We start from the raw sequence: 21,081 nt of genomic DNA on the forward strand, positions 1-21,081 counted from the left end.
TTGGATTTCTTTTCCTGTTAGATTACACTAGAATGAAGTACATATTTTTGGAAAAGACCTAAGGGGATGATATGAAATGTGGAACCCCTATGAAAATAGCAGACAGCATCCGCACGATTTTATAATAAAATATCGATTTTACACACCGGAAGAAGGAGGCAGGAAACAGCTGCCTATTCAGGGTTATCGCTGTGATTTTGCCTATGAGGGTGACGACATCGGGAATACGGGAATTTATGCCATACATCCTGAGTTTGAAGATGGAGATGGTCAACTGATTATGGATGTTGGTCGTCCTGTTCAGCGGGAAGGGCAAGCGAGAATGTGGATTTTGTTTGGAGAAATGAGGAAAAAGGTACACCGACATCGGATACAGGTAGGAACAAGGGGATATTTCATGGAAGGTCCGCGCCGTGTTGGTGAAGTTGAAGTTACAAGCCTGGTAGGCCTCTTGACCAATCCGGTCAACTAGGTAGTTGCTGAGGAGTCGATAAGAGATGGATATCGCTTATATCATAGATTTATTACGTAAACACGATGTGACCCTAGCTCCAGGCTTATCCATGCAGGAGATTACCGACGTCGAAAGCAGGTATGATATTCACTTCCCGCCCGATTTGCGGGAGCTTCTGATGAGTGTTCTTCCCATCGGTAAAAGCTTTATCCCTTGGAGAGATACGTCACCACAGCGGATGGGTGTAATTCGGCAAAGGTTGAATTGGCCGTTAGAAGGTATGATTTTTGATGTAGAGCAGCATGTATTCTGGCCTCCCGAATGGGGCGAAAAACCGACAGATTCGGCGGAAGCTGTTGATATATGTAAACGTGAGTTTTTACGTGTGCCCAAGCTAATCCCAATCAATGGACATCGATATATCCCAGAGCAGCCATCTGAAGAAGGAAATCCGGTATTTTCCGTATATCAAACGGATATTATCGTGTATGGGGAATGTTTGCAGGAGTATTTCAAGCTGGAATTTGGGGAGAAGCCTTATGAACAAATTGATTTTAATGCCGTAAAAAAAGTGCGTTTTTGGAGCAACTTGTGTGAGTGAGTGTCAGGAAGATGAATAAGTCGAAACGAAGGAAGGGGAGCATGATGTGAAGGTGGAGCAGGATTTGGAAGAAATCAAAGAAAGGTTGACCCAGATCGAGACCAAACTAGAACAAAAGTCGACCTCCAAGAGAATCTTGAAGTACATGATCATTATTTTCTTGTCTATTTTTTTTCTTTTACTTCTAATAGGAATTATTCAGTTTGTTTCAGCCTAATCGGTGTAAGAGGATGAAGGAAGGGAGCTATTTATGTCCATAGAAGCAATCATTTTTGATCTGGATAATACTCTTATTCATCGTAAACAGGCGTTTGCCGCATATACAGAGCGCTTTATAGAACGATTTATAGTGGCAGAAGAACCGGCGATCCGCGCGGCTGTCGTTGAACAGATACGATTGGCGGATCGGGACGGATACCGGGATAAGAGGGAACTGTATACCGAGCTGCATACAGACTTGGAACTGAAAAATCCCGATACGTCAGTACAAGAGATGCTGGGCTTTTGGTATAGTGAATTTCATAAGTTTACGGTGTTGATGGACGGGGCCAAGGAAGTATTGTCCGAACTGCGGTCGCGTGGCTTGAAGCTCGGTATTATTACCAACGGCTCACTCCGCACGCAGCAAGCGAAAATCGACCGAGTTATGCTGAGGGATTATGTGGATTCTATTATCGTATCGGGTGGCGTCAACATCCAGAAGCCTCATCCTCGAATTTTCGAGTTGGCTCTGAATGAGCTGGACATTGTCGATCCCGACCATGCCTGTTATGTAGGCGATCACCCGACAAATGATATTCGTGGTGCACAAAGTGCAGGATTGCATACCATCTGGCTGGAAGGCTTTATGACGTGGCAGGAAACGGGCATTGTACCGGACTATCAGATTGGGAGTTTGCGTGAAATCACAGGTTGGCTGGATCGTCGCAGTTATTCAACGAATAAGGAGGAGGGTGCATCATGAGTATGGAGCAGCAACCGAATCCGATTCTCTTATCGTTCCCTGATCAATTCCAAACGGAACGATTGACCATACGCGCCCCGCAGTGGGGGGATGGGGCGGCAGTCAATGAGGCGATGCGAGAGAGTGCGAATGAACTGCGGCCTTGGCTTCCGTTTGCAAGAAATCTTCCTACGGCAGAGGAATCTGAAATCCGTTCGCGCCAAGCCAGACTTAAATTTCTGGATCGGTCTGATATGATGTTGTATATATTTGATACGGTTTCGGGAGAATTTGTAGCCAGCAGCGGTCTGCATCGTATTGATTGGGATGCACGAAGATTTGAAATTGGGTATTGGCTCAGAACATCATGGACCGGAAAAGGCATTATCACAGAGGCCGTGCACGGTATTACGAATTTTGCCATACAGCATTTGAATGCCAATCGGGTGGAGATTCGTTGTGATTCCAGAAACACACGCAGCGCCAAGGTAGCGGAACGTGCAGGTTTTACACTGGAGGGGATTTTAAGAAACGTCGAGTATGATGAAGAGGGAAGCATGGCACACGAAATGGTTTTTGCCAAGGTGCGTGGTATTGAATTTTAGTATCCTCACATGAACAGTTTGGAAGTTGCTGATGGTTTGTACGATATTACGGAGGCTCATTATGATTAATTATTTTATGAAAAATACAGACAAGTTGGTGTGCATACAATATGTCATCAGCAAAAGGTTCAGCAATCTTGCAAGCGCTAACCAAAAGAGGATGCTTTACGAATTTCCAGCAGCTTGGCGAAGATGTCCCAGCATTAGGACAGGTGATTTAGCATGAGGAGCGTTCGTAAGAGCGTCAGCAGGAAGGCCAATCGGGAAATAAAGGCGAAATTCCGCTGGAAGGCCCGTGCTGCGTACCTAGTTGCTGTGCTGGTCACGATCTTGTTGGGTTTGGGAAGCCGAGTTTTCTCCTCCCAGTTGCCTGAATTCGTTGCTAATCACTTTGGGGATGCCTTGTGGGCGTGCATGATTTATTTTGGGCTGAGAATGTTGGGGGTGAATCGTCAATTGTCCGTAGCCCTGTGGGGCAGCTTGCTGTTTTGCTTCGCCATTGAGTTCAGCCAGATGTACCAGGCTCCCTGGATTAACCACATTCGGGCAACGACACTGGGCGGCTTGGTGCTTGGGAAAGGGTTCCTGACCGCGGATCTGATCAGGTACACGGTTGGCATTGTGGTATCCTGGGCGCTAGACCAAGGCTGTCAAAAGCTGGCGGGGATCAATACACGTATAGACGATGACAAACCACTCAAATAATCTGAAAAGCGAGGGTTGCGCTTGAAACAAAAGGGAAAGCGTCACAGGTTGTTCGGTAAGATGATTGGATTATGCGCAGGGTTCAGCTTGTTGTTTGCAACCATACTTATCCCAGGGCAGGCATTAGCCGAAAAACAGCTTGTGGCACCTCTTCGTTTTGATTTTGGCCCCGGCAAGGTAGCTGACGGCTACACCCAAGTCACTGCCAATGATGTTTACACGCCTGAGCGAGGCTATGGATTTACCGATCTTTCCAAAGTGAATGAAGAAGATCGTGGTGGAAGTGATGCTATACGCTCAGATTTTGTTCGTGTTCAAGGATCATCCTTTGTTGTCAATTTACCACCTGCGGATTACACGCTTTCCCTGATTGCCGGAGATACTGCCGGAAACACAGACATTACGGTTAAAGCCGAGTCCATCGTCAAGGTAGAACCTACTGCCAAAACAGCAGGACAATTTGTGGAGGCTGGATTTGAGCTTGCACTCATCGACGGCCAGCTCGAATTGTATTTCTCAGGTAATGAAGCGAAGATTAACGCTTTGGTTATTACCCCAAAGGATGCTCGAACGGCTGGAGAACATCCTTCGGTATACCTTGCGGGAGATTCTACGGTTCAAACCTATAAATCCGCGATGAAGCCTCAGGCGGGCTGGGGGCAAATGATTGCTCCGTTCTTCACAGATGAGCCTATTTTTGTGAACCGTTCTATTGGTGGACGAAGCACGAAAACCTTTCTGGTACAAGGGCGGTTAGATGATATTTTACGCAATATCCGTCCAGGAGATTATCTGCTCATTCAGTTTGGGCATAATGATGCCGCGATCAACAACCAAGAGCGTTATGTTTCACCCGCGGATTACAAAGTTTACTTAAAAACCTACATTCAAGGAGCCATCCAACGCGGTGCAACACCTGTGCTAATTACTCCTGTTGGCCGCCGGGATTATGATGCGGCAAGTGCCTCGTTTCGGATTAGTTTCCCGGAATATGTGCAGGCCATGAAGGAAACAGCATCGGAGACAAATGTTGCACTGGTCGATCTTAGCCGCTTGAGCGTAGCGTACTATGATACACTTGGACTGGAAGGAACACTCCCGTTATTTTTGCATGTGGAGCCAGGGGTGTATCCTGCATTTCCTGACGGAGTGAAGGATGATACTCATTTTCAGGAATATGGTGCGGAGCAAATAGCTCGGCTGGTAGCTCAGGGAATACGTGAGCTGAATATTCCTTTATCCTCTTATGTACAGGTGGAAGATTCGCAATAAAACATTATTTCCATAGCCATGGTATACTTAGAAAATAAGCTGGCCCTACCCAAAGATAACATTGTTTAGGCTTGGGTAGGGCTTTAATGTTCTGGATCTTAAGGAGGAAGCGAGAATGACAGTCGCTCAACTTCATAAACTTATTAACGGTCAACTCCTGTACAATCAGCATCGGAGTTTATTTTATATGCGCGAGGGTTCTGTTCTGTTAGGACCTTCAACGGAAATGACGTACTGGCTGACGCAGAGAAGCTCAGAACTGATGCTCATGCTTCAAGGCTTGAAGCGCCAGCATATGTATAACGCTTTTGTGACGGATGTAGCGGCTAAAATACTGTCCCAGTTTGTAAATACCAATCAATATCTACATTTTCACACAGCTCATGTGAGGGAGCTTACGGAGCTGTATGATCGACTTTTCACCCGTATTGAGAAACTGTTCCAGAAGAAATTTATAGATAGAGCAACCTTGGACTTACTGCTTCAGCAGCATTACGGGCATTTGAGAGATTTTTTAACTCGTACCAACGGACGTGAAATGTTTGCTAAGTATGCAGAGTGTGAGTATACCTTTTGGATACCTTGTGAGGAATATACGCCGGAGTTGCAAGCCAATCTGCTAGGATTGGACATTGCTCGTTTGCAAGAGCCTGTTCTAGATGTTGGTTGCGGATCTGAGGCACGGTTGGTTACTTATTTACGTGCCTGTGGAATTGAGGCTTACGGAACAGATCGGTTGGCTGAAACAGAAGGTTGGGTCACTCAAGGAGATTGGTTAGAGACCACCTTTGGGGAACGCACATGGGGAACGATCGTTTCACATATGGCATTCTCCAATCATTTTATACATCATCATCTGAAGGCAGATGGTAATATTCATGAGTACGCTCGCAAATATATGGAATTGCTTAGAGCCATTCGGCCCGGAGGGAGTTTTATTTACAGTCCGTGCCTTCCATTTATGGAAGGGCTTTTGGATGCCCGAATGGGTTATCAGGTAGAGTATATCCAGTCATCTGAAGGTTACAGGGCCACGAAAATAACGCGTATACATTCATAAGCGCTAGTAGTAGTCCATTCATTTGTCAGATTCCTTCTTGGAATGGTATTATAAGGATAGATATTACTCTATTTGGGATTCAGTTGATGATAGAAATTCTCATGACGCTAATTTGACACCATAGAGGATGATCATTAGCAGCATGGCTGCACTGAATAATAATGATTAGCCTACGGATAACTGAATTTTAGGGAAGATTAAACCATATTTTCCTAAAAGCCGATATATGGGAATGAGGCGAGAACATACTGTTATTAAACCCGCCCGAAAATGGATGTATATAATTGGGTTAGGAGAGTAGAAGAAGTGTCAGATCTGTATACGAAAAAAGAAGTAGAAGATTATGTAACCAACGTGGTTTTCGAACGACCTTTAGGTGTAAGCATTTCAGCCATTTTATTGATCTTTAATGGAGCACTTCTGTTGGTGACCCAGCTATTGACGCTTAATGCATTAAATGAGGCTGCTACGTTAGTAGGCATTTGTAGGGGCATGTTTCAAGGATTTATCGCGTTACTTGGTTTGGCAGGGACGACTGCCGGTATCGGCATGTTATTTGGTAAGAAGTGGGCTTGGTGGCTGGCAGTATTTTATTTTACATATGAGACCATGCGTTATACGTGTGCAATTCTGTTTATTCCAGATGTCCCTCCAACGTTGGGCGGTGTACAGTTAAACCCTGCTTTATACTACGTAAAATATGGTATGCGTATTATTTGGAATTTGTTGTTTACGTTGTTCATGTGTCGTAGTAAAGTGACGGGTTTTTTTCAAACAAGTGGAATCAGCAAGTGGAGAGCATGTATTGCATTATTCTTCATCAATGGAGTGATAGTTGGGATTGGCTGGTGGCTGATAAGATAAGGTTCTTCGATGTGAAGGAGGAGATAGATCATGGCAATGGAAACGTTTCCGATTTTAGAAACTGATCGGCTTCGTTTAAGACAGCTTACAGTAGGGGATGCGGAGGATGTATTCGGTTATTTCTCCAAGGATGAGGTCACACAATATTATGACTTGGAAAGCTTTACAGAGGTAGAGCAAGCCGAAAAATTTATTCGTTCGATGCTAACCAGATATGAGAAGCAAGAGGGCTTTCGTTGGGGGATTACATTAAAAAAAGCTCCTGAGCGGATCGTGGGTACAATTGGATTTCATAACTGGCAGAAGGAGCACTCCCGTATTGAAATCGGCTATGAGCTGGCACCGGAATATTGGCGGCAGGGTTTGATGACAGAGGCGATGACGGTGGTAGTGGATTATGGCTTTCATTTGCCGCAGGTTCACCGTATAGAAGCCTTCATTGATCCAGATAACGAAGGCTCCAAACGGCTGCTACTCAAAAGTGGCTTTACTAAAGAGGGTCACCTGAGAGACTATTTTTATGAAAAAGGTCAATTTGTCGACGCTATTATTTTTGGATACCTTCGGGAAGAGCATCCCGTGGATTGGTAATTTACAAATACCCTTTGTCCCCGTAAGGCTGGAGTCGATCAAGCCAGGTCTGCTCCAGCTTTGCTAGTGCATCCTTGACATCAAAGAACGCGGATTCCATTTTCTTCAAAACGTCCAGCACTTCAAATTCAAACGAATCTTCGCCATACTCATTCCATTCCTGTTGCAGTTGTTTATTCTTAAATCCACCCATATTTAGCTCAAAACGCCGTCCATTCAGCGACTTTAAATTCGGCGTGGAAGAGACGAAAATTTTCCCATTACGTGTATTGCGAATGCAATAGATTCCTGCCTCTGTCTTCATCTCTATGTATTGCTGCACCAGTTCTTTTCTTCGATTCATTGTCGAATCCTCCTATTTGAGCATTTTGCATAAATCCCAAGAGCCTTTTCAAATCAGCAATGTATAGATCGAAACGCTTTAGTTCGTCTATATATTGTACCTACGAGCGTTGGGAATCGAATTATGCAAAATGCTGATTTCATAAGCGCCTAGCTTCAAGATTCCTTCAACCAATATTCACTGCCATCCGGTTTGCGATCCAACAGACTGTATTCAATCATATATCTTCGCACCGTGACATAATCGTCATACACTTCCTGTAAAATCGCATTGATATCCTTCTCATGATATATTTGTCCCTTCACAAAACGGCTCGCAATTTCACGCAGCACAATCAGCTTGTGCTTTTCTTGCATTTTAAAGGTCTTAAGGCGTCCGTCTGTACCATTCGGAAAATACTTCGTGAGTACCTTTTGTCTTTCGTCTTCCGTAATGTTATAGCGTTCGTCCACCATCCGTGCTCCTATGGGTACTTCTACAATGGCGGGAGCGTGACGATCTTTCTCCTTTAGTAGCTCCATTAATGTGAGAAATACTTTGGCCTGTCGTTCTTTTTCTTTGAGACCAAAGCGATGATTGCGTATGGTGGATGCGCTACCGATTCCGGTTTCCTTTTGAATGTCCGCATCGCCCATGCCTTGATAAAATAACTGAAGCAACCGATTCTGATGATCCGTCAGTCCAGTCAGCTTTTTGTCCAGACCGATCAAATAGTCAAAGACCGAACCGTACGTCCGCTCAATATGAAGTCGCATGTACCTCTCCGCGTCATAAAATACCCCTTGATCCTGATATATGATGCCTTGCTCAAATCGCTGTCCGTCCAGCAAGCAAATGACCTGCTCTCCTTGGCGAATATATCCACGCTTCAGTTCTTCGATACCAGCATTCCAGAATAGTTCGGAATGATCCATTTTAGCAAACACCTCAATTAAATGATGATTATTTTATAGACAATATAACATTTTGTTTATTTTAAATCAATGAATGGATATCTCTTTAGGGTTTCGACAATGTTCGCTATATACAAAAGAGACATCAGATTGTTATCATATGTAAATTATTGAATTACATTTAAGACTGGATAGTTGCTATATATTGTAATAAAGTGGGCTGGTAAACTATGAACAGAATGCGTTTAGAAGAAGTCATAGAAAGTGGAGATTTAAAGGAAGCGGTAAAGATTATAGAGGATGTGGGTGAAAAGCTGGATCATACATTCACTCCAATATTATTGAGATATTTAGTAACGACGGATAGTGTATTGCTAAGAAATGTAATCGCCATTACGCTAGCTGATCTAGGAGACAGTGAAGCGGTGTTACCTCTTATCGACTTGTTAAAAAATCCAAAGACCAAGGGGAATAGAGGAACGCTGTTATATGCTTTAGAATTTTTTGACGTATCTACTTATGTTGTGATGTTGGTAGATTTACTGGATGATACCTTTGAAGCGAGTAGACAATCCTACCAACTGATAAGTACCGTGCAAGATAAAATCTCTGAGGCTCAAAAGGATATATGTAGACAAATGATAAGAAGAAAGCTGACCGATCATAAAAACAAATATAAGCGTGACTTTTTGCTGGAATCTTTAGAGCTTTTTACATGATTCTTTTATTAGAGAGGTTTGGTTGGAGTGGTAAAAAAAGCTGTTTTATTCGTGATCATCATTGTCATTGCATATATAGTTGTATCCATTACAACAGGAAGTCCAATTGAAAGAGTCAAATTTCGGAGCAACGTTACTGACTACCTACATAAAACATACACTATGAACTGGAAAATTGATTCAGTAGATTATGACCTTAAGAATGATAAATTTATAGCTAATGTGATCTCTGGATTAGGGATTTCTTTTTTGGTGGAAGAAGACTATTATGGGCAAATGATGGATGACTATGCCTCTTCTGTGTGGAGAGATGAGCTAAAAGAAGCTGTAACACAAAAAACAAAGCAAGTTACAGGATCAGATGCAGAAGTCATCGTAAATGTATCTAGTATGGGGCAGGATGCTTTAACCTACCATGACGAGGTTCCAAGCTATTCTATGGTTAGTCAAAAACTCTCCTCAGAAGCTTCAATTTGTATTAAAGGTAACTTTTCGGCCACTCACTATCTGCAAGAGATGTTGGAAATAAAGCAGTGGATTGTTGAAAAGAAGTATGAGGCTTCGTTAACATTTAAGTCCGAAAAGGGGAAAATTTATTTTGCAATACCTGCAGAAGATCTAAAAAAAATAAAAAGTGTAGAGGATCTCAATCCTTATCGGCTTCAAAATAATTGATTATTCTATCTAAGAAGCTAAAAATGATTCCTTAAATGCTACATTCCTTATAATTATTGTGAGGAGATATGATATGAAATATAGATTTGCTGTCATTGACGATGAAAGTGGGCTCACGGTTGGTTATTGTAGAGATGTGGTTGGCTTAACGGGTGATATCATTGTCGAAACGTATGAAAAGGTTATTTTTGAACAATTTGTCTTTAATGAGGATTTCATAGGAAACATAATAAAGACAAAACAATCTGTACACAACTTGTACATTGCTATTTTAAATGATGAAGAAAAAGTGATTGGAAGCTATCATTATCACCTACCTGAATCCTACATAATCCATAAACTAAACTACAATAAAGGAAACTTCAATCTGGAGTTAACAGGTATACTTGAAACGAAGCCCTCCCCTGTGGAATTAAGATTATGGGAGTTTTTAAAGGGTGCTCAGTCGCTTGAAAATAATATATGGCAAGGCTTTTCTAAAGAAGAACGGTCCGGGTGGCTAAACGTGACTAGAATACATTCTGCATCTAATCATTTTGCTAGACTGGATAAACGAGGAGAAGTCTACACCTTGGACGGCGAATACATATCTGATTTTACAACAGTTTTCATAGCACTTGGTGAAGCGATTAATGGACCCGGAGGGTACTATGGATTTAGCTTGGACAGTATATCGGACTGTCTCTGTGGAGGTTTTGGAACAGTAGGACCGTTCACGATCCATTGGAAAAACGCACATTATTTCTTGGAAAGATTCGAGGAAGAATGGGATCAAGAAGAGAGATGTTATGGATTTTCACCACAGCAATATTTTACGGATCTTTTAACGATCTTAGTATCAGGTGGTGTTACCGTGAATTTTTTTTCGAATAAGATAGCAAAGTAAGAAGGGGATTTTGAAATGGATATAAATTAATGCAACCACCGTTTGACATGAAAGAATACTCTGAAATGAGTAAAAACGAAGGGAAAGAACATTTAGAAGCAGATGAACTTGTGGCAAATTCCTTAAAAGAAATTTTAATACGGGAAATGGAACGAGAAATCTAACAAGAGATATTAATTACCTAAGGGGGAAAAAGGAGCAAGAGTGTTTTTTAGAATGAATAATGGCCAAATGAACATTTTGGCTAAGGCTAATATGGCTAACGAACAAACAGTTATTGATATCATATATAATGTTTATTGTAAATGAGGAGGCCCAAATGAGAGTGGAAAAAATTGTATATCCAACTTCGCTATCTCAGATAGCAGATATTGAGGATGATAATATAGATGTATTTATTGAACTTGAAGATGGGACTAATATCTCTGTTGCTGTATGTACCCCAAAAAATCTAATTAGTTATATGACCAAAGAGAATATTAATTTTATTCCTGCATCGCCACCAGATATTATTGTGAAGTCATTAACAGAAGAAACTATTGAACAAGCTATTGAAAATTACGCTCAGGAGGATGCTTTCTGGCTAAAGTTGTTTTTTGTAGCTGGCGTTGATAAAACAGTCATAGATTTAGACAGAATTGATTTGTGCCTTAAAGAAATGAAAAGAATAAATCAGGAACTCTTGAACGATTAAAAATTAATTGTATAGTTATTTTGACCATATGGAGTATAAATCTCTATGAGGTTTCTTTTTAGCTCCTCATTCTGAAAATATATAATTAGGAGACAACATGCTCTAAGATGATCATTTGCTCGTTAAATTGAGAGTAGGAGGATTTTTTCCTGTTCCACGGATGCATGTTCCAATTATCTTGTAAGGAGAATATTTTGTGAAAATATCAAATATTATCAGAAAAACCATAGGGAACAAATTAGCTGCTTTGAACTTTACTTATGAGCATTTAAACAATACTTGGTTTTTTACAAGAGTAGTCAATGGATTTAAGGAAACAATCCAAATCGATAAAAGTTATTGGACAGAGAATGCAATACGCATTACTTTTATGACTGAGTCCGAATCAGTGTATAGCTTTTATTTCATTGATGGATCAAAGATAGATAAATTCCATTACTATGAGGATGAAGAGTCATTACGAGATATATTTATCACCCTAGGAAAGATTATTGATGAGCATGCTCTAAAATGGTTTGAAGAGAATGTGCCTAAAGATACGCTTCCTCCTGCAAATTTTTTGGATAAAGGATGGTTTGAGAAGCTACAGAAATTTGTCGAGGTAAATAATCTGAACTTTAAAGATGAAAAGTCGCTAAAAACCATCGAAGCTTTGCTAAGTTCAGAACCGACGGAGGAAAACGTTCTGTTATCAAGCTATTTCTTAGGAGAATTTTTTATCCATACGTTAGATGGTGAGTGGTACTACGATCAAAATTATGGCCCTTCTATTAAAAATATAGGTGGAATTAGTAGTTTTAATAGAAGACCTTATAAAATCTCTAACAGTTTTGCTTCTAATCCTCAAAATAACTCAATTATTAATCACTATCAGGCCATTACTGGAACTGTAAAGAATCTTCAAGGTAATAGGAAATAATCAAATTAAATTGAGAGCAAAAACATGTTCCGATTTTTTATTCGGTCCAAGATGTTTCTTTAATAGTGAGTTTGCACTCCAATCACATGGATTGATTCTATGTGGTTTTTCTTTTCTATGGGTTTAAGAGGAGTTGAAACTGTATGGATTGTACAAGTTTATACAGGAAAAAAGGGTGAAATGAGAAAATATAAATGACCCAATGCTTTATTCGACATTTATAATATGTGGGAGAAATATATTTAAAGTGGCCTGATAGAAAGGGATTACATTGTTCAAATTTAATTGAGTGGAAGATCGGTAAAAAAGTATTTTGAATATTACACAAAGAACAGAGAGCCGTAAGAATGTTAACGGCTCTCTCTGGCAAGTATTCGATCAGTTCACTAGGGAGTACGCCGGTTCTAAACCTAATTGAAACAGTTTCCCATAACAAGAGAAGTCCATTTTACTAATTTGTATCATCCTCTACATACTCGATAACATCTTGAACATGGCAGTCTAGAGCTTTACAAATTTTATCTAGCGTATCAAATTTCACACCGTCTGTTTCTTCGTTGTAAAGTTTGGTGATTCCGTTTCTATGTAATCCAGTCATGCGAGAAAGCTCGGCAATATTTATTCGTTTTTCGCCCATAATACGGGAAAGATGAATCTTTATCATATTTTCCTCCAGATAAATGCACTCTATAGTGTTAAAAAAACCCATCAAAGTATTGACAATAAACACTATTCAATGTATTCTAGAAACAACAAAAATAACACTGTAATGTGCATTTGGTTTATTGAGATGTTATTTGTGAACGTCATAGTAATATGCTTATCGTATCAAAACGTTTTACAATTAGCAATTAATTATCGTTCAACAGCCTAGTTTGAAAAACTACCTGTAAAAGAGAGCATATTGGCAAATAAGAAACTTTGAACAAAGGAATGGAGCGAGGATGTATGACAGAATCGGTAATGGAATTGGAACGGGTATCCATGGTTCAGGGGCCGTATGATTACCCTCATATGTATGAGATATGCGAAGGGGTTCTTTATGACCGTCAATATTTCTTTTACCTCGAAAATGGCTTACTGTGTCGGCGCCATGTGAAGAAGGTGGAGCAGTCATATCATACGCATCTTTATCTGGATGGAGAGAGCGGAGGTCTGCAACTGGCAGCGGGTGTACAAGGGGAGCTTATGCAAGTTGTCACGGAGATCATCGAGCGCTTGCGCGCCAAGGATGGACTGACATTTTTATTCGATGAACTGCTGTGGCTACATGGTAGGGGCCCCATTGAATTAAACCTTTTCAATAAGAAGGATGAAGTGACCTTAGGTGGCAGACAATTTGCTACGAAATAAATGATTCTTATGCTTTATATCATGGAACTTGTCGAAATAAAGCTTATGATTTCACCGAATATATCAGTTGTTGACTGATGAAAATGAGCGGATTCCGAATCCATATGGTCAATTCCAGCATCACAGCATCGGCAGAAGGATTAAAGCCCCAATCACCTCCGAATAAAATGTTTTGCTGCTGCTCTAATATAGGAGACTGAGGTTCTTCCAAGCCATATTGTTCTTTGATTCTCTCTTTCGTTTCATGATCTATGACAAGGTTATCCTGTGCAAAGGTATAGCAGATAGGAACGCTTAACTGTATTAAAAGAAGTAATGCAATGGGGATAAGTAATTTTTTGCTTTGCATGGTTAGCTCCTATGATCTCTGTTTTTGACCTCTTAACGTGAAAATAATCCCTTTACAGGATTTTATGACCAGAATATAATAGTAAATAACAGCATCGATCTACATACACTGGGTTATCGGGGTATAGCGCAGCTAGGTAGCGCGCACCCTTGGGGTGGGTGAGGTCGTGGGTTCGAATCCCGCTACTCCGATTTCAATCAAAATGTCCTGCTGATGCAGCTAATGCGTCTGCCGGGCGTTTTTTTTTGAATATTACATACCCTATTAGTCTTTGTCTCTACTGGGTTTTGACGAGCTAGTCGTATGCAACGAATGTATGAAGCCACCTCTGAACTGGATTCGGAGGCAGAAGTGGCAACTCAACAATCGCTGGCGGAATGGTCTGCTGTATGACTTTTTTAATTTGCCTATAAAGATTCCTGAAGGGTCTTGGAAGAAGTACTGTAATCAGCATAACGGGGAAGCACAATAGTGTAGTATATTCCTACAATAACGGTACAGACCCCAACTAATAAAAACAGAATTTCAATTGAAATAAATGAAGGAAAGCTAACAGCAATGAAACCTAATGTAAGAGACTGGGACAGCATCATTAACGGATTAATCAAACCTTGCACACGTCCCATCATTTGAGGATCTACAATACGAGGAAGCCATCCTCCTATGCCGATGTTAATGAACGGAAGTATCAGTGCGATGACAAAGTTGATAATCAGGAAAGCGTAGATGTGGTTAACAAATCCAAGTGTGCACATACCCATTCCGGCTACCAGAACTCCCGCTGCAATCATTTGGTGTAGTTTTAGCTTGGCAGAGATGAGAGAAGCGATTAGGGTACCAAGCAACACACCAGCCCCAAAAATAATACCCGTCCATACCATATACTGCTCGTAATTGCCTGGAGCTAGCTTGTATTTAAGAATAAACATCGGTAAAACGCTAAAACCACCATTTAAAATACCGAACATAAAAAAGCCTGAAACCAACCAAAGCAATAGTCTGTTGCGTAATATGTAAAGAAACCCTTGTTTAAAATCGATCATGACAAGTTTGAATTTTAATTGTTTGAATTGATGTGCCCCGTTCGGAAGGCGTACTTCCTTTGGAATTTTGCAGGAACGAATAAGCAGTGCAGACACAATAAAAGAAACAGCATCAATTAGGATGGCTCCAGTAATTCCAAAGTGCCAGTAAACGACGGCCCCGAGAGTTCCTCCGAATAGCATGAAAAGACTCCCCATCATTTGATTGAGGCCTGCGGCAATGGTGTAATCATCTTCGCTTAATATTCCCTGTATAATGGCACTTTCGGCCGGGAAGAAAAATTTGGAGGCAGCACTACGGATGAACAGGAGGGCAAATATCAAAGGAATCGAATCGACCCAAATAAAAATAAGCAAACATAAGGATAAAAAAGCGCTGATCCAGTCACAATTAACAGCAATTTTTTGTCTGTCCATCCGATCTGCCAGCACTCCAACTACGAGAAATACTACCAGCATAGGAAGCGAATACATTAACTCGGCAAGCGTTGCATAATAAGGCTGATTTGTAAACCGTTTCAACAAATAAAACATGAATGCAGTAACCCCGATAATTCCTCCCATTTGTGAGGCGAAGGTTGCCAGAAAAAACCTGACATAATTCTTGTTTCTGAGTACTTGTTTTAGTCCAGTCACAGTTCCATCCCTTTCGCTTTCAAAGCGGTTTTTAGATGCCTAATTAAAATAATAGTGAAAAGTAGGAATATTGTACAGAAAAGTGACTTTAATGTCACTTTACGTTTGAATTTGCATCGTATCGGACCTTCTGCCTTTTAAATTCTGCTGTTGACGGTAATCATAGTGGGGTGGACTCGGAAGTTGCATTCAAACTCGTTTGGCGTTATGAGGTGCAACATAGACTAAATAACCAGCTGTCAGTTGATATTCGACGGCTGGTTATTTAAGTTGCCAGGTGTTTGATTACAGATTAGCCCGATTCATCTCATTTACGCATGGATATGTTGAGAAAAAGGAAATGCTCATAGCTAGAAAACTTTATACAATGGAAGAGGAATAAGAATTGTGAAATTCGACTTTTGATGAAGAATTTCATATAATGTGAGCATATTGTGAACAACTTAAATTGAAGATTAATAAAAAAATGAAAATGATTTCCGTCCAGCTATGAATTTCAAAATTTGACGGAGGGAACGAGATGACAATGGAAGAGAGCAGCAGACAGGTACCTTGGCAGGCGTATTACGGACCTAATCTAGGTTATGTGCAGGACCAGTATGAAAAGTATGTAGCGGACCCCGGAACGGTTGACCCGGCTTACCGCGAGCTATTTGATCAATGGGGTGAGCCGCCACAATCCGAATACTCGGCTGCTTCCATGATAGACAACAAATTGCAAGGCCCCCCCACAAGTGCTTTGGGGCATCTTGATTCGAATACATTACAGAAAGCGGTTACAGCGGGTAAAATGGTATGGAATATCCGTGAATACGGACATTTAGCCGCCCAAATCGATCCGCTGGAACTGGATGCAGAGCAGGATACACGCTTGCTTAATCCAGCATCTTACGGTTTAACTGAACAAGACTTGAAGGCTTTTCCAGCCTCTTTAATATGGGATAACGCTCCTGCGGGAACACTTAACGGATGGGAAGCCATTCAACGGTTACGTGTAGCATACACAGGTCCGATTGCCTATGAATTTAGTCATATTCATAACGAGGAGGAACGCCGCTGGCTGAACAGCTATGCAGAATCCGGCTGGTCCTCCAAGCCCCTCACCACACAGGAACGCAAGTCGTTGCTGAGCAGATTGGTAGAAGTAGAACAGTTCGAAGAGTTTTTGCATAAAACATTTGTCGGACAGAAACGTTTTTCCATCGAGGGTAATGATGTGCTTGTCCCTGTTCTCGATGAGATTATTCGTCTAACCACAAATGCAGGAGCAAGTCATGTCCTGATGGGCATGGCGCATCGCGGCCGTTTGAATGTACTGGCACATGTGCTGGGCAAGCCTTACAGTAAAATTTTCTCTGAATTTCATCATTCGCCGAATAAGGATTTGATCCCGTCGGAAGGTTCCACAGGAATTAACTACGGCTGGACTGGCGATGTGAAATATCATCTGGGTGCTGATCGTTTTGTAAAAGATGGGGGAGCGGTGCAGGCCCGTCTGACATTGGCGAATAACCCAAGTCACCTGGAATATGTGAATCCGGTGGTACAAGGATTTTCACGAGCTGCACAGGAAGACCGCAGTGAGGCTGGTTATCCGAAGCTGGATGTGAGCAAGGCAGCTACCATTATTATGCACGGTGATGCTGCTTTCCCAGGTGAAGGTATCGTGGCAGAATCACTTAATTTCACGAATTTGCGCGGCTTCCGCAATGGCGGTTCAGTTCATATTATTGTGAATAATCGTCTGGGCTTTACGACAGAGAGTGTTGATTCCCGTTCGACCCGTTATGCCAGTGATCTCGCTAAAGGCTATGAAATTCCAATTGTGCATGTGAACGCGGATAATCCCGAAGCTTGTATTGCAGCTGCTCGTATGGCTGGCGAATATCGCAATCGTTTCAAGAAGGATTTTCTGATTGATCTGATTGGTTACCGTCGTTATGGTCACAATGAATCCGATGACCCGGAAACAACACAACCGCTGGTATATCGTAAGGTGAAGAATCATCCGACGGTGAGCAAATTGTATACTCAAAAGCTGATGAAGCAGGGGATTGTGGACGAAGCGTTTAGTGCCGGCCTCATTGAGAAGGTGCAAAACAGACTGAAGGAAGCGCATGAGCAGGTGAAGAATCAACCGGAACAAGAGCCGGAGATTACTCCTGTGAAGGCGAAAAAGAATCAGAGTTCTGTGGTACGTACTGCAGTGGAATTGAAAAAACTGCGCCAAATCAATGAAAACTTACTCAAATGGCCACAGTCTTTTCACGTATATCCGAAGCTGGATCGAATTTTACAGCGTAGAAAAACCGCTCTGAACGAAGGTGAAAAGGTAGATTGGAGTTTGGCGGAGACGCTGGCTTTGGCTACCATTCTCGCAGACGGCAAGCCTATTCGTATGACAGGCCAAGATGCGGAGCGAGCTACATTTGCTCACCGTAACCTTGTGCTGCATGAGCCTGAAACAGGCCGTACACATTGCCCGTTGCATACATTGCCGGAAGCACGTGCTTCGTTCAGTATTCATAACAGTCCATTGTCTGAGGCATCTGTCCTTGGCTTTGAATATGGCTATAACGTGTATTCTCCTGAAACGTTAGTGATTTGGGAAGCACAATTCGGCGATTTTGCCAACTGTGCACAGGTTATTTTTGACCAATTTATTTCCGCAGGCCGTGCCAAATGGAGACAGAAATCGAGTCTGGTGATGCTGCTACCGCATGGTAGCGAAGGACAAGGACCAGAGCATACGAGCGCACGTCTGGAGCGTTTTCTCCAGTTGTCCGCACAAAATAACTGGACTGTCGCTAATTTGAGCAGTGCCTCCCAATATTTCCATCTGCTGCGCCGTCAGGCTGCATTAAGCGAAAGTGAGGAAGCCCGCCCGCTGGTGATGATGTCGCCGAAGAGCCTGATTCGTAATAATCGTGTCGCTTCGCCTGCTTCTGAATTTAGCGAAGGAGCATTCCGTCCTGTGTTGGAACAGCCTGGTCTTGGTGCACGTCCGGATCGTGTAGAACGCATTGTACTGTGCAGTGGCAAGATTGCCATTGATCTCGAAGAAGCATTGGAAAAGGATAAGAATGAGGCAGAAGAGCGTCTGCATATTATTCGTGTGGAGCAGTTATACCCTTTCCCGGAAGAGGAAATTCGGAATATTTTCGGTCGCTTCCCGCATGTTAAGGAGTTCGTATGGGCTCAGGAAGAACCTAAAAATATGGGGGCTTGGAGTTACATTGAACCTCGCCTGCGGAATGTTGTGCCACAGGGAGCGGAAATTCGTTACGCAGGCAGACCAGATCGTTCAAGCCCGGCCAGCGGTTATCAGCAAGTACACAGCCTAGAACAACAGCGAATTATTCAATCGGCGTTGAAGCAGGATTCCAAAAACAATATTACACTGGGGAGGTAGCGGCTGTGAGCGATATTATAGTGCCGGCAATGGGAGAATCCATCACGGAGGGAACAATCTCCAAATGGCTTGTGAAGGAAGGGGATTCCGTAGGACAGGGAGATGTTCTGCTGGAGTTGGAAACCGATAAGGTCAATCTGGAAATTAGTGCGGAAGAAGCAGGTGTGGTGCAGAAAATCCTTCGTCAGGAGGGAGATACTGTGGTCATTGGTGAAGCTGTTGGTCTGATCGGAAGCGGCAGTGGTAGTGCGGATTCAACCGGTGCTGGAGAAGTTGCAGCGACTCAAGCGCCTGAAGCACCGTCCGTAGCGACTTCACCGTCTTCCGTAGGAGGCGGCGTTAAAGTAGAAGAAAAGTCTGCACCGCCTATTTCATCGAATAGCGACGGAAATGGCCAGACGGCATCACCATCTGCACGGAAGTTAGCGCGTGAGCGCGGGATTGATCTTGAGCAGGTACAGGGAAAGGACCCGCTCGGACGTGTATTCCAGGAGGACGTAAAAACGCATAACAGCGCTGAAGTATCACGTGCAGCATCTATACCTGCGTCTGCCGCTACTAGCAAGCCTGCGCCTCCGTCTCCAGCGCAAACGGAGTACAGCAAGCCTGTGGAACGCCAGCGCATGTCTCGTCGCAGAGCGACGATCGCTAAGCGTCTTGTTGAAGCACAGCAGACAGCTGCCATGCTGACCACTTTTAATGAAGTGGATATGACCGCCATTCTCGATGTGCGTAAACGCCGTAAAGATAAGTTTAAGGAAAAACATGATGTAGGCTTGGGTTTTATGTCCTTCTTTACAAAGGCAGTGGTTGGTGCTCTCAAGCGCTTCCCTACCGTGAATGCTGAAATTAATGGCGATGATATCGTACTGAAAAAATACTATGATATTGGGATTGCTGTATCTGCCAAGGAAGGTTTGGTTGTGCCAGTTGTGCGGGATGCCGATCGTCTTGGCTTTGCTGAGATTGAGAAGAGCATTGCAGATTTGGCTGGCAAAGCACGCTCCAATTCGCTTTCTCTGGCCGACTTGCAAGGAGGAACTTTTACCATAACCAATGGAGGTATTTTCGGTTCCCTGCTGTCTACGCCAATTCTCAATACGCCGCAAGTGGGGATTTTGGGAATGCATAAAATCCAACTTCGCCCGATTGCCATCGACGAGGAACGAATGGAAAATCGTCCGATGATGTATATCGCGTTGTCCTACGATCACCGGATTATTGATGGTAGTGAGGCAGTTCGTTTCCTGGTAACGGTCAAAGAATTGCTGGAAGATCCGGAATCATTGTTACTGGAAGGATAAAATAAATGGGGTAAGTGTATCTCCTCTTTACGTGTATGACAAAAGCAGACTCTTGCGAGTCTGCTTTTTTTCCTGCATAGTTATCACATAAGGCTACAGACATTACTGTCAGTAGATGTAGAGAAGGGCGGGAACTGTTTTGGACAAAGACTTGCGCTATCCGATAGGATCATTCGTTGTTCCAGACACCATTACAGAAGAACAGCTTATCGCATGGATTCACGACATTGCTGAATTGCCTGCACAGCTGCGTCTGGCGGTCGAAGGACTGAATGAGCAGCAGCTAAATACGCCTTATCGTGAAGGGGGCTGGACGATAAGGCAGGTAGTTCATCATGTGGCAGACAGCCATATGAACAGCTATATCCGTTTTAAACTGGCGCTGACGGAGGATACACCGACGATCAAGCCATATGATGAGGGACGTTGGGCCGAAATACCAGACGCCAGGGAACTTCCACTGGAGCCCTCGTTGCAATTGCTAGAAGGACTGCATGAACGGTGGGTGACCGTGTTGCGATCGTTGGGAGAGGATCAGCTACACCGATCGTTTATTCATCCTGAATCGGGCCAGACGATCCGCCTGGAACGAAACATCGGTATCTATGCCTGGCATGGCAAACATCACACAGCTCATATTACTTCCCTGAGAGAACGAAATGCATGGTGATTTTTAAAACTAACCCAAATGGAAAATAAAAAGGAATAAGAAAAGAAACCTTCAATCCCACTTTAATCGTGGTTTTAAAGGTTTCTTTTC

The 21,081-nt window shown here is 42.6% G+C and carries 24 protein-coding genes and 1 tRNA gene; 20 read left to right on the top strand and 5 right to left on the bottom strand.

Annotated features, from left to right (window positions below; translation table 11 throughout):
• The first annotated feature begins 76 nt into the window (after positions 1 to 76).
• From MLD56_RS07330 to MLD56_RS07370, 9 genes are all read left to right on the top strand, one after another.
• Positions 77 to 472: a hypothetical protein gene (locus MLD56_RS07330; RefSeq protein WP_029516441.1), complete on the top strand. Its 396-nt coding sequence runs from the start codon at positions 77 to 79 to the stop codon at positions 470 to 472.
• Positions 473 to 497: 25 nt separating this feature from the next.
• Positions 498 to 1,055 (top strand): SMI1/KNR4 family protein, encoded by a 558-nt coding sequence (locus tag MLD56_RS07335; protein WP_029516442.1) that lies wholly within the window; start codon positions 498 to 500, stop codon positions 1,053 to 1,055.
• 250 nt (positions 1,056 to 1,305) lie between these two features.
• Entirely contained in the window at positions 1,306 to 2,019 is a 714-nt protein-coding gene (locus MLD56_RS07340) for an HAD family hydrolase (protein WP_029516443.1), read from the top strand.
• The gene (locus tag MLD56_RS07345; protein ID WP_029516444.1) at positions 2,016 to 2,603 is read left to right on the top strand and encodes a GNAT family N-acetyltransferase; all 588 of its coding nucleotides are present in this window, start codon (positions 2,016 to 2,018) and stop codon (positions 2,601 to 2,603) included. The genes MLD56_RS07340 and MLD56_RS07345 overlap by 4 nt, the downstream gene beginning before the upstream one ends.
• A 222-nt stretch (positions 2,604 to 2,825) precedes the next feature.
• Entirely contained in the window at positions 2,826 to 3,308 is a 483-nt protein-coding gene (locus MLD56_RS07350; protein WP_029516445.1) for a ribosomal maturation YjgA family protein, read from the top strand.
• 60 nt (positions 3,309 to 3,368) lie between these two features.
• Positions 3,369 to 4,580 (top strand): rhamnogalacturonan acetylesterase, encoded by a 1,212-nt coding sequence (locus MLD56_RS07355; protein ID WP_029516446.1) that lies wholly within the window; start codon positions 3,369 to 3,371, stop codon positions 4,578 to 4,580.
• A gap of 115 nt (positions 4,581 to 4,695) precedes the next feature.
• A complete protein-coding gene (locus MLD56_RS07360; RefSeq protein WP_029516447.1) occupies positions 4,696 to 5,640 on the top strand; it encodes a class I SAM-dependent methyltransferase in 945 nt (314 codons plus the stop codon).
• A 306-nt stretch (positions 5,641 to 5,946) separates the two neighbouring features.
• A complete protein-coding gene (locus MLD56_RS07365) occupies positions 5,947 to 6,504 on the top strand; it encodes a hypothetical protein (RefSeq protein ID WP_029516448.1) in 558 nt (185 codons plus the stop codon).
• 30 nt (positions 6,505 to 6,534) lie between these two features.
• Positions 6,535 to 7,095, top strand: a complete 561-nt coding sequence (locus tag MLD56_RS07370) for a GNAT family N-acetyltransferase (protein ID WP_029516449.1) — start codon at positions 6,535 to 6,537, stop codon at positions 7,093 to 7,095.
• A gap of 1 nt (position 7,096) precedes the next feature.
• Here MLD56_RS07370 and MLD56_RS07375 read toward each other — a convergent pair whose 3' ends face one another.
• Both MLD56_RS07375 and MLD56_RS07380 read right to left on the bottom strand, forming a co-directional pair.
• Positions 7,097 to 7,438, bottom strand: a complete 342-nt coding sequence (locus MLD56_RS07375; RefSeq protein WP_029516450.1) for a GIY-YIG nuclease family protein — start codon at positions 7,436 to 7,438, stop codon at positions 7,097 to 7,099.
• A 155-nt stretch (positions 7,439 to 7,593) separates the two neighbouring features.
• Complete coding sequence (locus MLD56_RS07380) at positions 7,594 to 8,352, bottom strand: DUF2087 domain-containing protein (protein ID WP_029516451.1); 759 nt, start codon at positions 8,350 to 8,352, stop codon at positions 7,594 to 7,596.
• 209 nt (positions 8,353 to 8,561) lie between these two features.
• Between MLD56_RS07380 and MLD56_RS07385 the strand changes: the two genes are divergently transcribed.
• The 6 genes from MLD56_RS07385 to MLD56_RS07405 all read left to right on the top strand — a co-directional run bounded on the left by MLD56_RS07385 (position 8,562) and on the right by MLD56_RS07405 (position 12,224).
• Positions 8,562 to 9,050, top strand: coding sequence for a HEAT repeat domain-containing protein (locus MLD56_RS07385; protein ID WP_029516452.1), 489 nt, complete (start codon positions 8,562 to 8,564; stop codon positions 9,048 to 9,050).
• A 27-nt stretch (positions 9,051 to 9,077) separates the two neighbouring features.
• Positions 9,078 to 9,725 (top strand): hypothetical protein, encoded by a 648-nt coding sequence (locus MLD56_RS07390; protein ID WP_029516453.1) that lies wholly within the window; start codon positions 9,078 to 9,080, stop codon positions 9,723 to 9,725.
• Between the two features lie 73 nt (positions 9,726 to 9,798).
• On the top strand, positions 9,799 to 10,611 hold the full coding sequence (locus tag MLD56_RS07395; RefSeq protein WP_029516454.1) for a barstar family protein: 813 nt from the start codon (positions 9,799 to 9,801) through the stop codon (positions 10,609 to 10,611).
• 29 nt (positions 10,612 to 10,640) lie between these two features.
• Entirely contained in the window at positions 10,641 to 10,775 is a 135-nt protein-coding gene (locus MLD56_RS25985; RefSeq protein WP_275041136.1) for a hypothetical protein, read from the top strand.
• A 155-nt stretch (positions 10,776 to 10,930) separates the two neighbouring features.
• Complete coding sequence (locus MLD56_RS07400; RefSeq protein ID WP_029516455.1) at positions 10,931 to 11,305, top strand: hypothetical protein; 375 nt, start codon at positions 10,931 to 10,933, stop codon at positions 11,303 to 11,305.
• Between the two features lie 196 nt (positions 11,306 to 11,501).
• Positions 11,502 to 12,224 carry a hypothetical protein gene (locus MLD56_RS07405; RefSeq protein ID WP_029516456.1) on the top strand — a complete coding sequence of 241 codons (723 nt, stop codon included), beginning with the start codon at positions 11,502 to 11,504 and terminating at the stop codon, positions 12,222 to 12,224.
• A gap of 451 nt (positions 12,225 to 12,675) precedes the next feature.
• Here the strand turns inward: MLD56_RS07405 and MLD56_RS07410 are convergent, their stop codons facing one another.
• On the bottom strand, positions 12,676 to 12,888 hold the full coding sequence (locus MLD56_RS07410) for a helix-turn-helix domain-containing protein (protein WP_016820594.1): 213 nt from the start codon (positions 12,886 to 12,888) through the stop codon (positions 12,676 to 12,678).
• Between the two features lie 284 nt (positions 12,889 to 13,172).
• Between MLD56_RS07410 and MLD56_RS07415 the strand changes: the two genes are divergently transcribed.
• The gene (locus tag MLD56_RS07415; RefSeq protein WP_029516457.1) at positions 13,173 to 13,577 is read left to right on the top strand and encodes a hypothetical protein; all 405 of its coding nucleotides are present in this window, start codon (positions 13,173 to 13,175) and stop codon (positions 13,575 to 13,577) included.
• A 43-nt stretch (positions 13,578 to 13,620) separates the two neighbouring features.
• On the opposite strand, the gene MLD56_RS07420 is transcribed toward MLD56_RS07415, so the two are convergent.
• On the bottom strand, positions 13,621 to 13,926 hold the full coding sequence (locus MLD56_RS07420) for a hypothetical protein (protein WP_029516458.1): 306 nt from the start codon (positions 13,924 to 13,926) through the stop codon (positions 13,621 to 13,623).
• Between the two features lie 117 nt (positions 13,927 to 14,043).
• Here MLD56_RS07420 and MLD56_RS07425 point away from each other — a divergent pair.
• Positions 14,044 to 14,117, top strand: a tRNA-Pro gene (locus MLD56_RS07425).
• Positions 14,118 to 14,333: 216 nt separating this feature from the next.
• Here MLD56_RS07425 and MLD56_RS07430 read toward each other — a convergent pair.
• Positions 14,334 to 15,605: an MFS transporter gene (locus MLD56_RS07430; protein ID WP_029516459.1), complete on the bottom strand. Its 1,272-nt coding sequence runs from the start codon at positions 15,603 to 15,605 to the stop codon at positions 14,334 to 14,336.
• A gap of 520 nt (positions 15,606 to 16,125) precedes the next feature.
• Here MLD56_RS07430 and MLD56_RS07435 point away from each other — a divergent pair.
• From MLD56_RS07435 to MLD56_RS07445, 3 genes are all read left to right on the top strand, one after another.
• Entirely contained in the window at positions 16,126 to 19,017 is a 2,892-nt protein-coding gene (locus tag MLD56_RS07435) for a 2-oxoglutarate dehydrogenase E1 component (protein ID WP_029516460.1), read from the top strand.
• A gap of 5 nt (positions 19,018 to 19,022) precedes the next feature.
• Positions 19,023 to 20,321, top strand: a complete 1,299-nt coding sequence (gene odhB / locus MLD56_RS07440; RefSeq protein ID WP_029516461.1) for a 2-oxoglutarate dehydrogenase complex dihydrolipoyllysine-residue succinyltransferase — start codon at positions 19,023 to 19,025, stop codon at positions 20,319 to 20,321.
• Between the two features lie 139 nt (positions 20,322 to 20,460).
• Positions 20,461 to 20,991, top strand: coding sequence for a YfiT family bacillithiol transferase (locus MLD56_RS07445; RefSeq protein WP_029516462.1), 531 nt, complete (start codon positions 20,461 to 20,463; stop codon positions 20,989 to 20,991).
• Positions 20,992 to 21,081 lie beyond the last annotated feature (90 nt).

The organism is Paenibacillus peoriae, assembly GCF_022531965.1.
Lineage (GTDB): Bacteria > Bacillota > Bacilli > Paenibacillales > Paenibacillaceae > Paenibacillus > Paenibacillus polymyxa_D.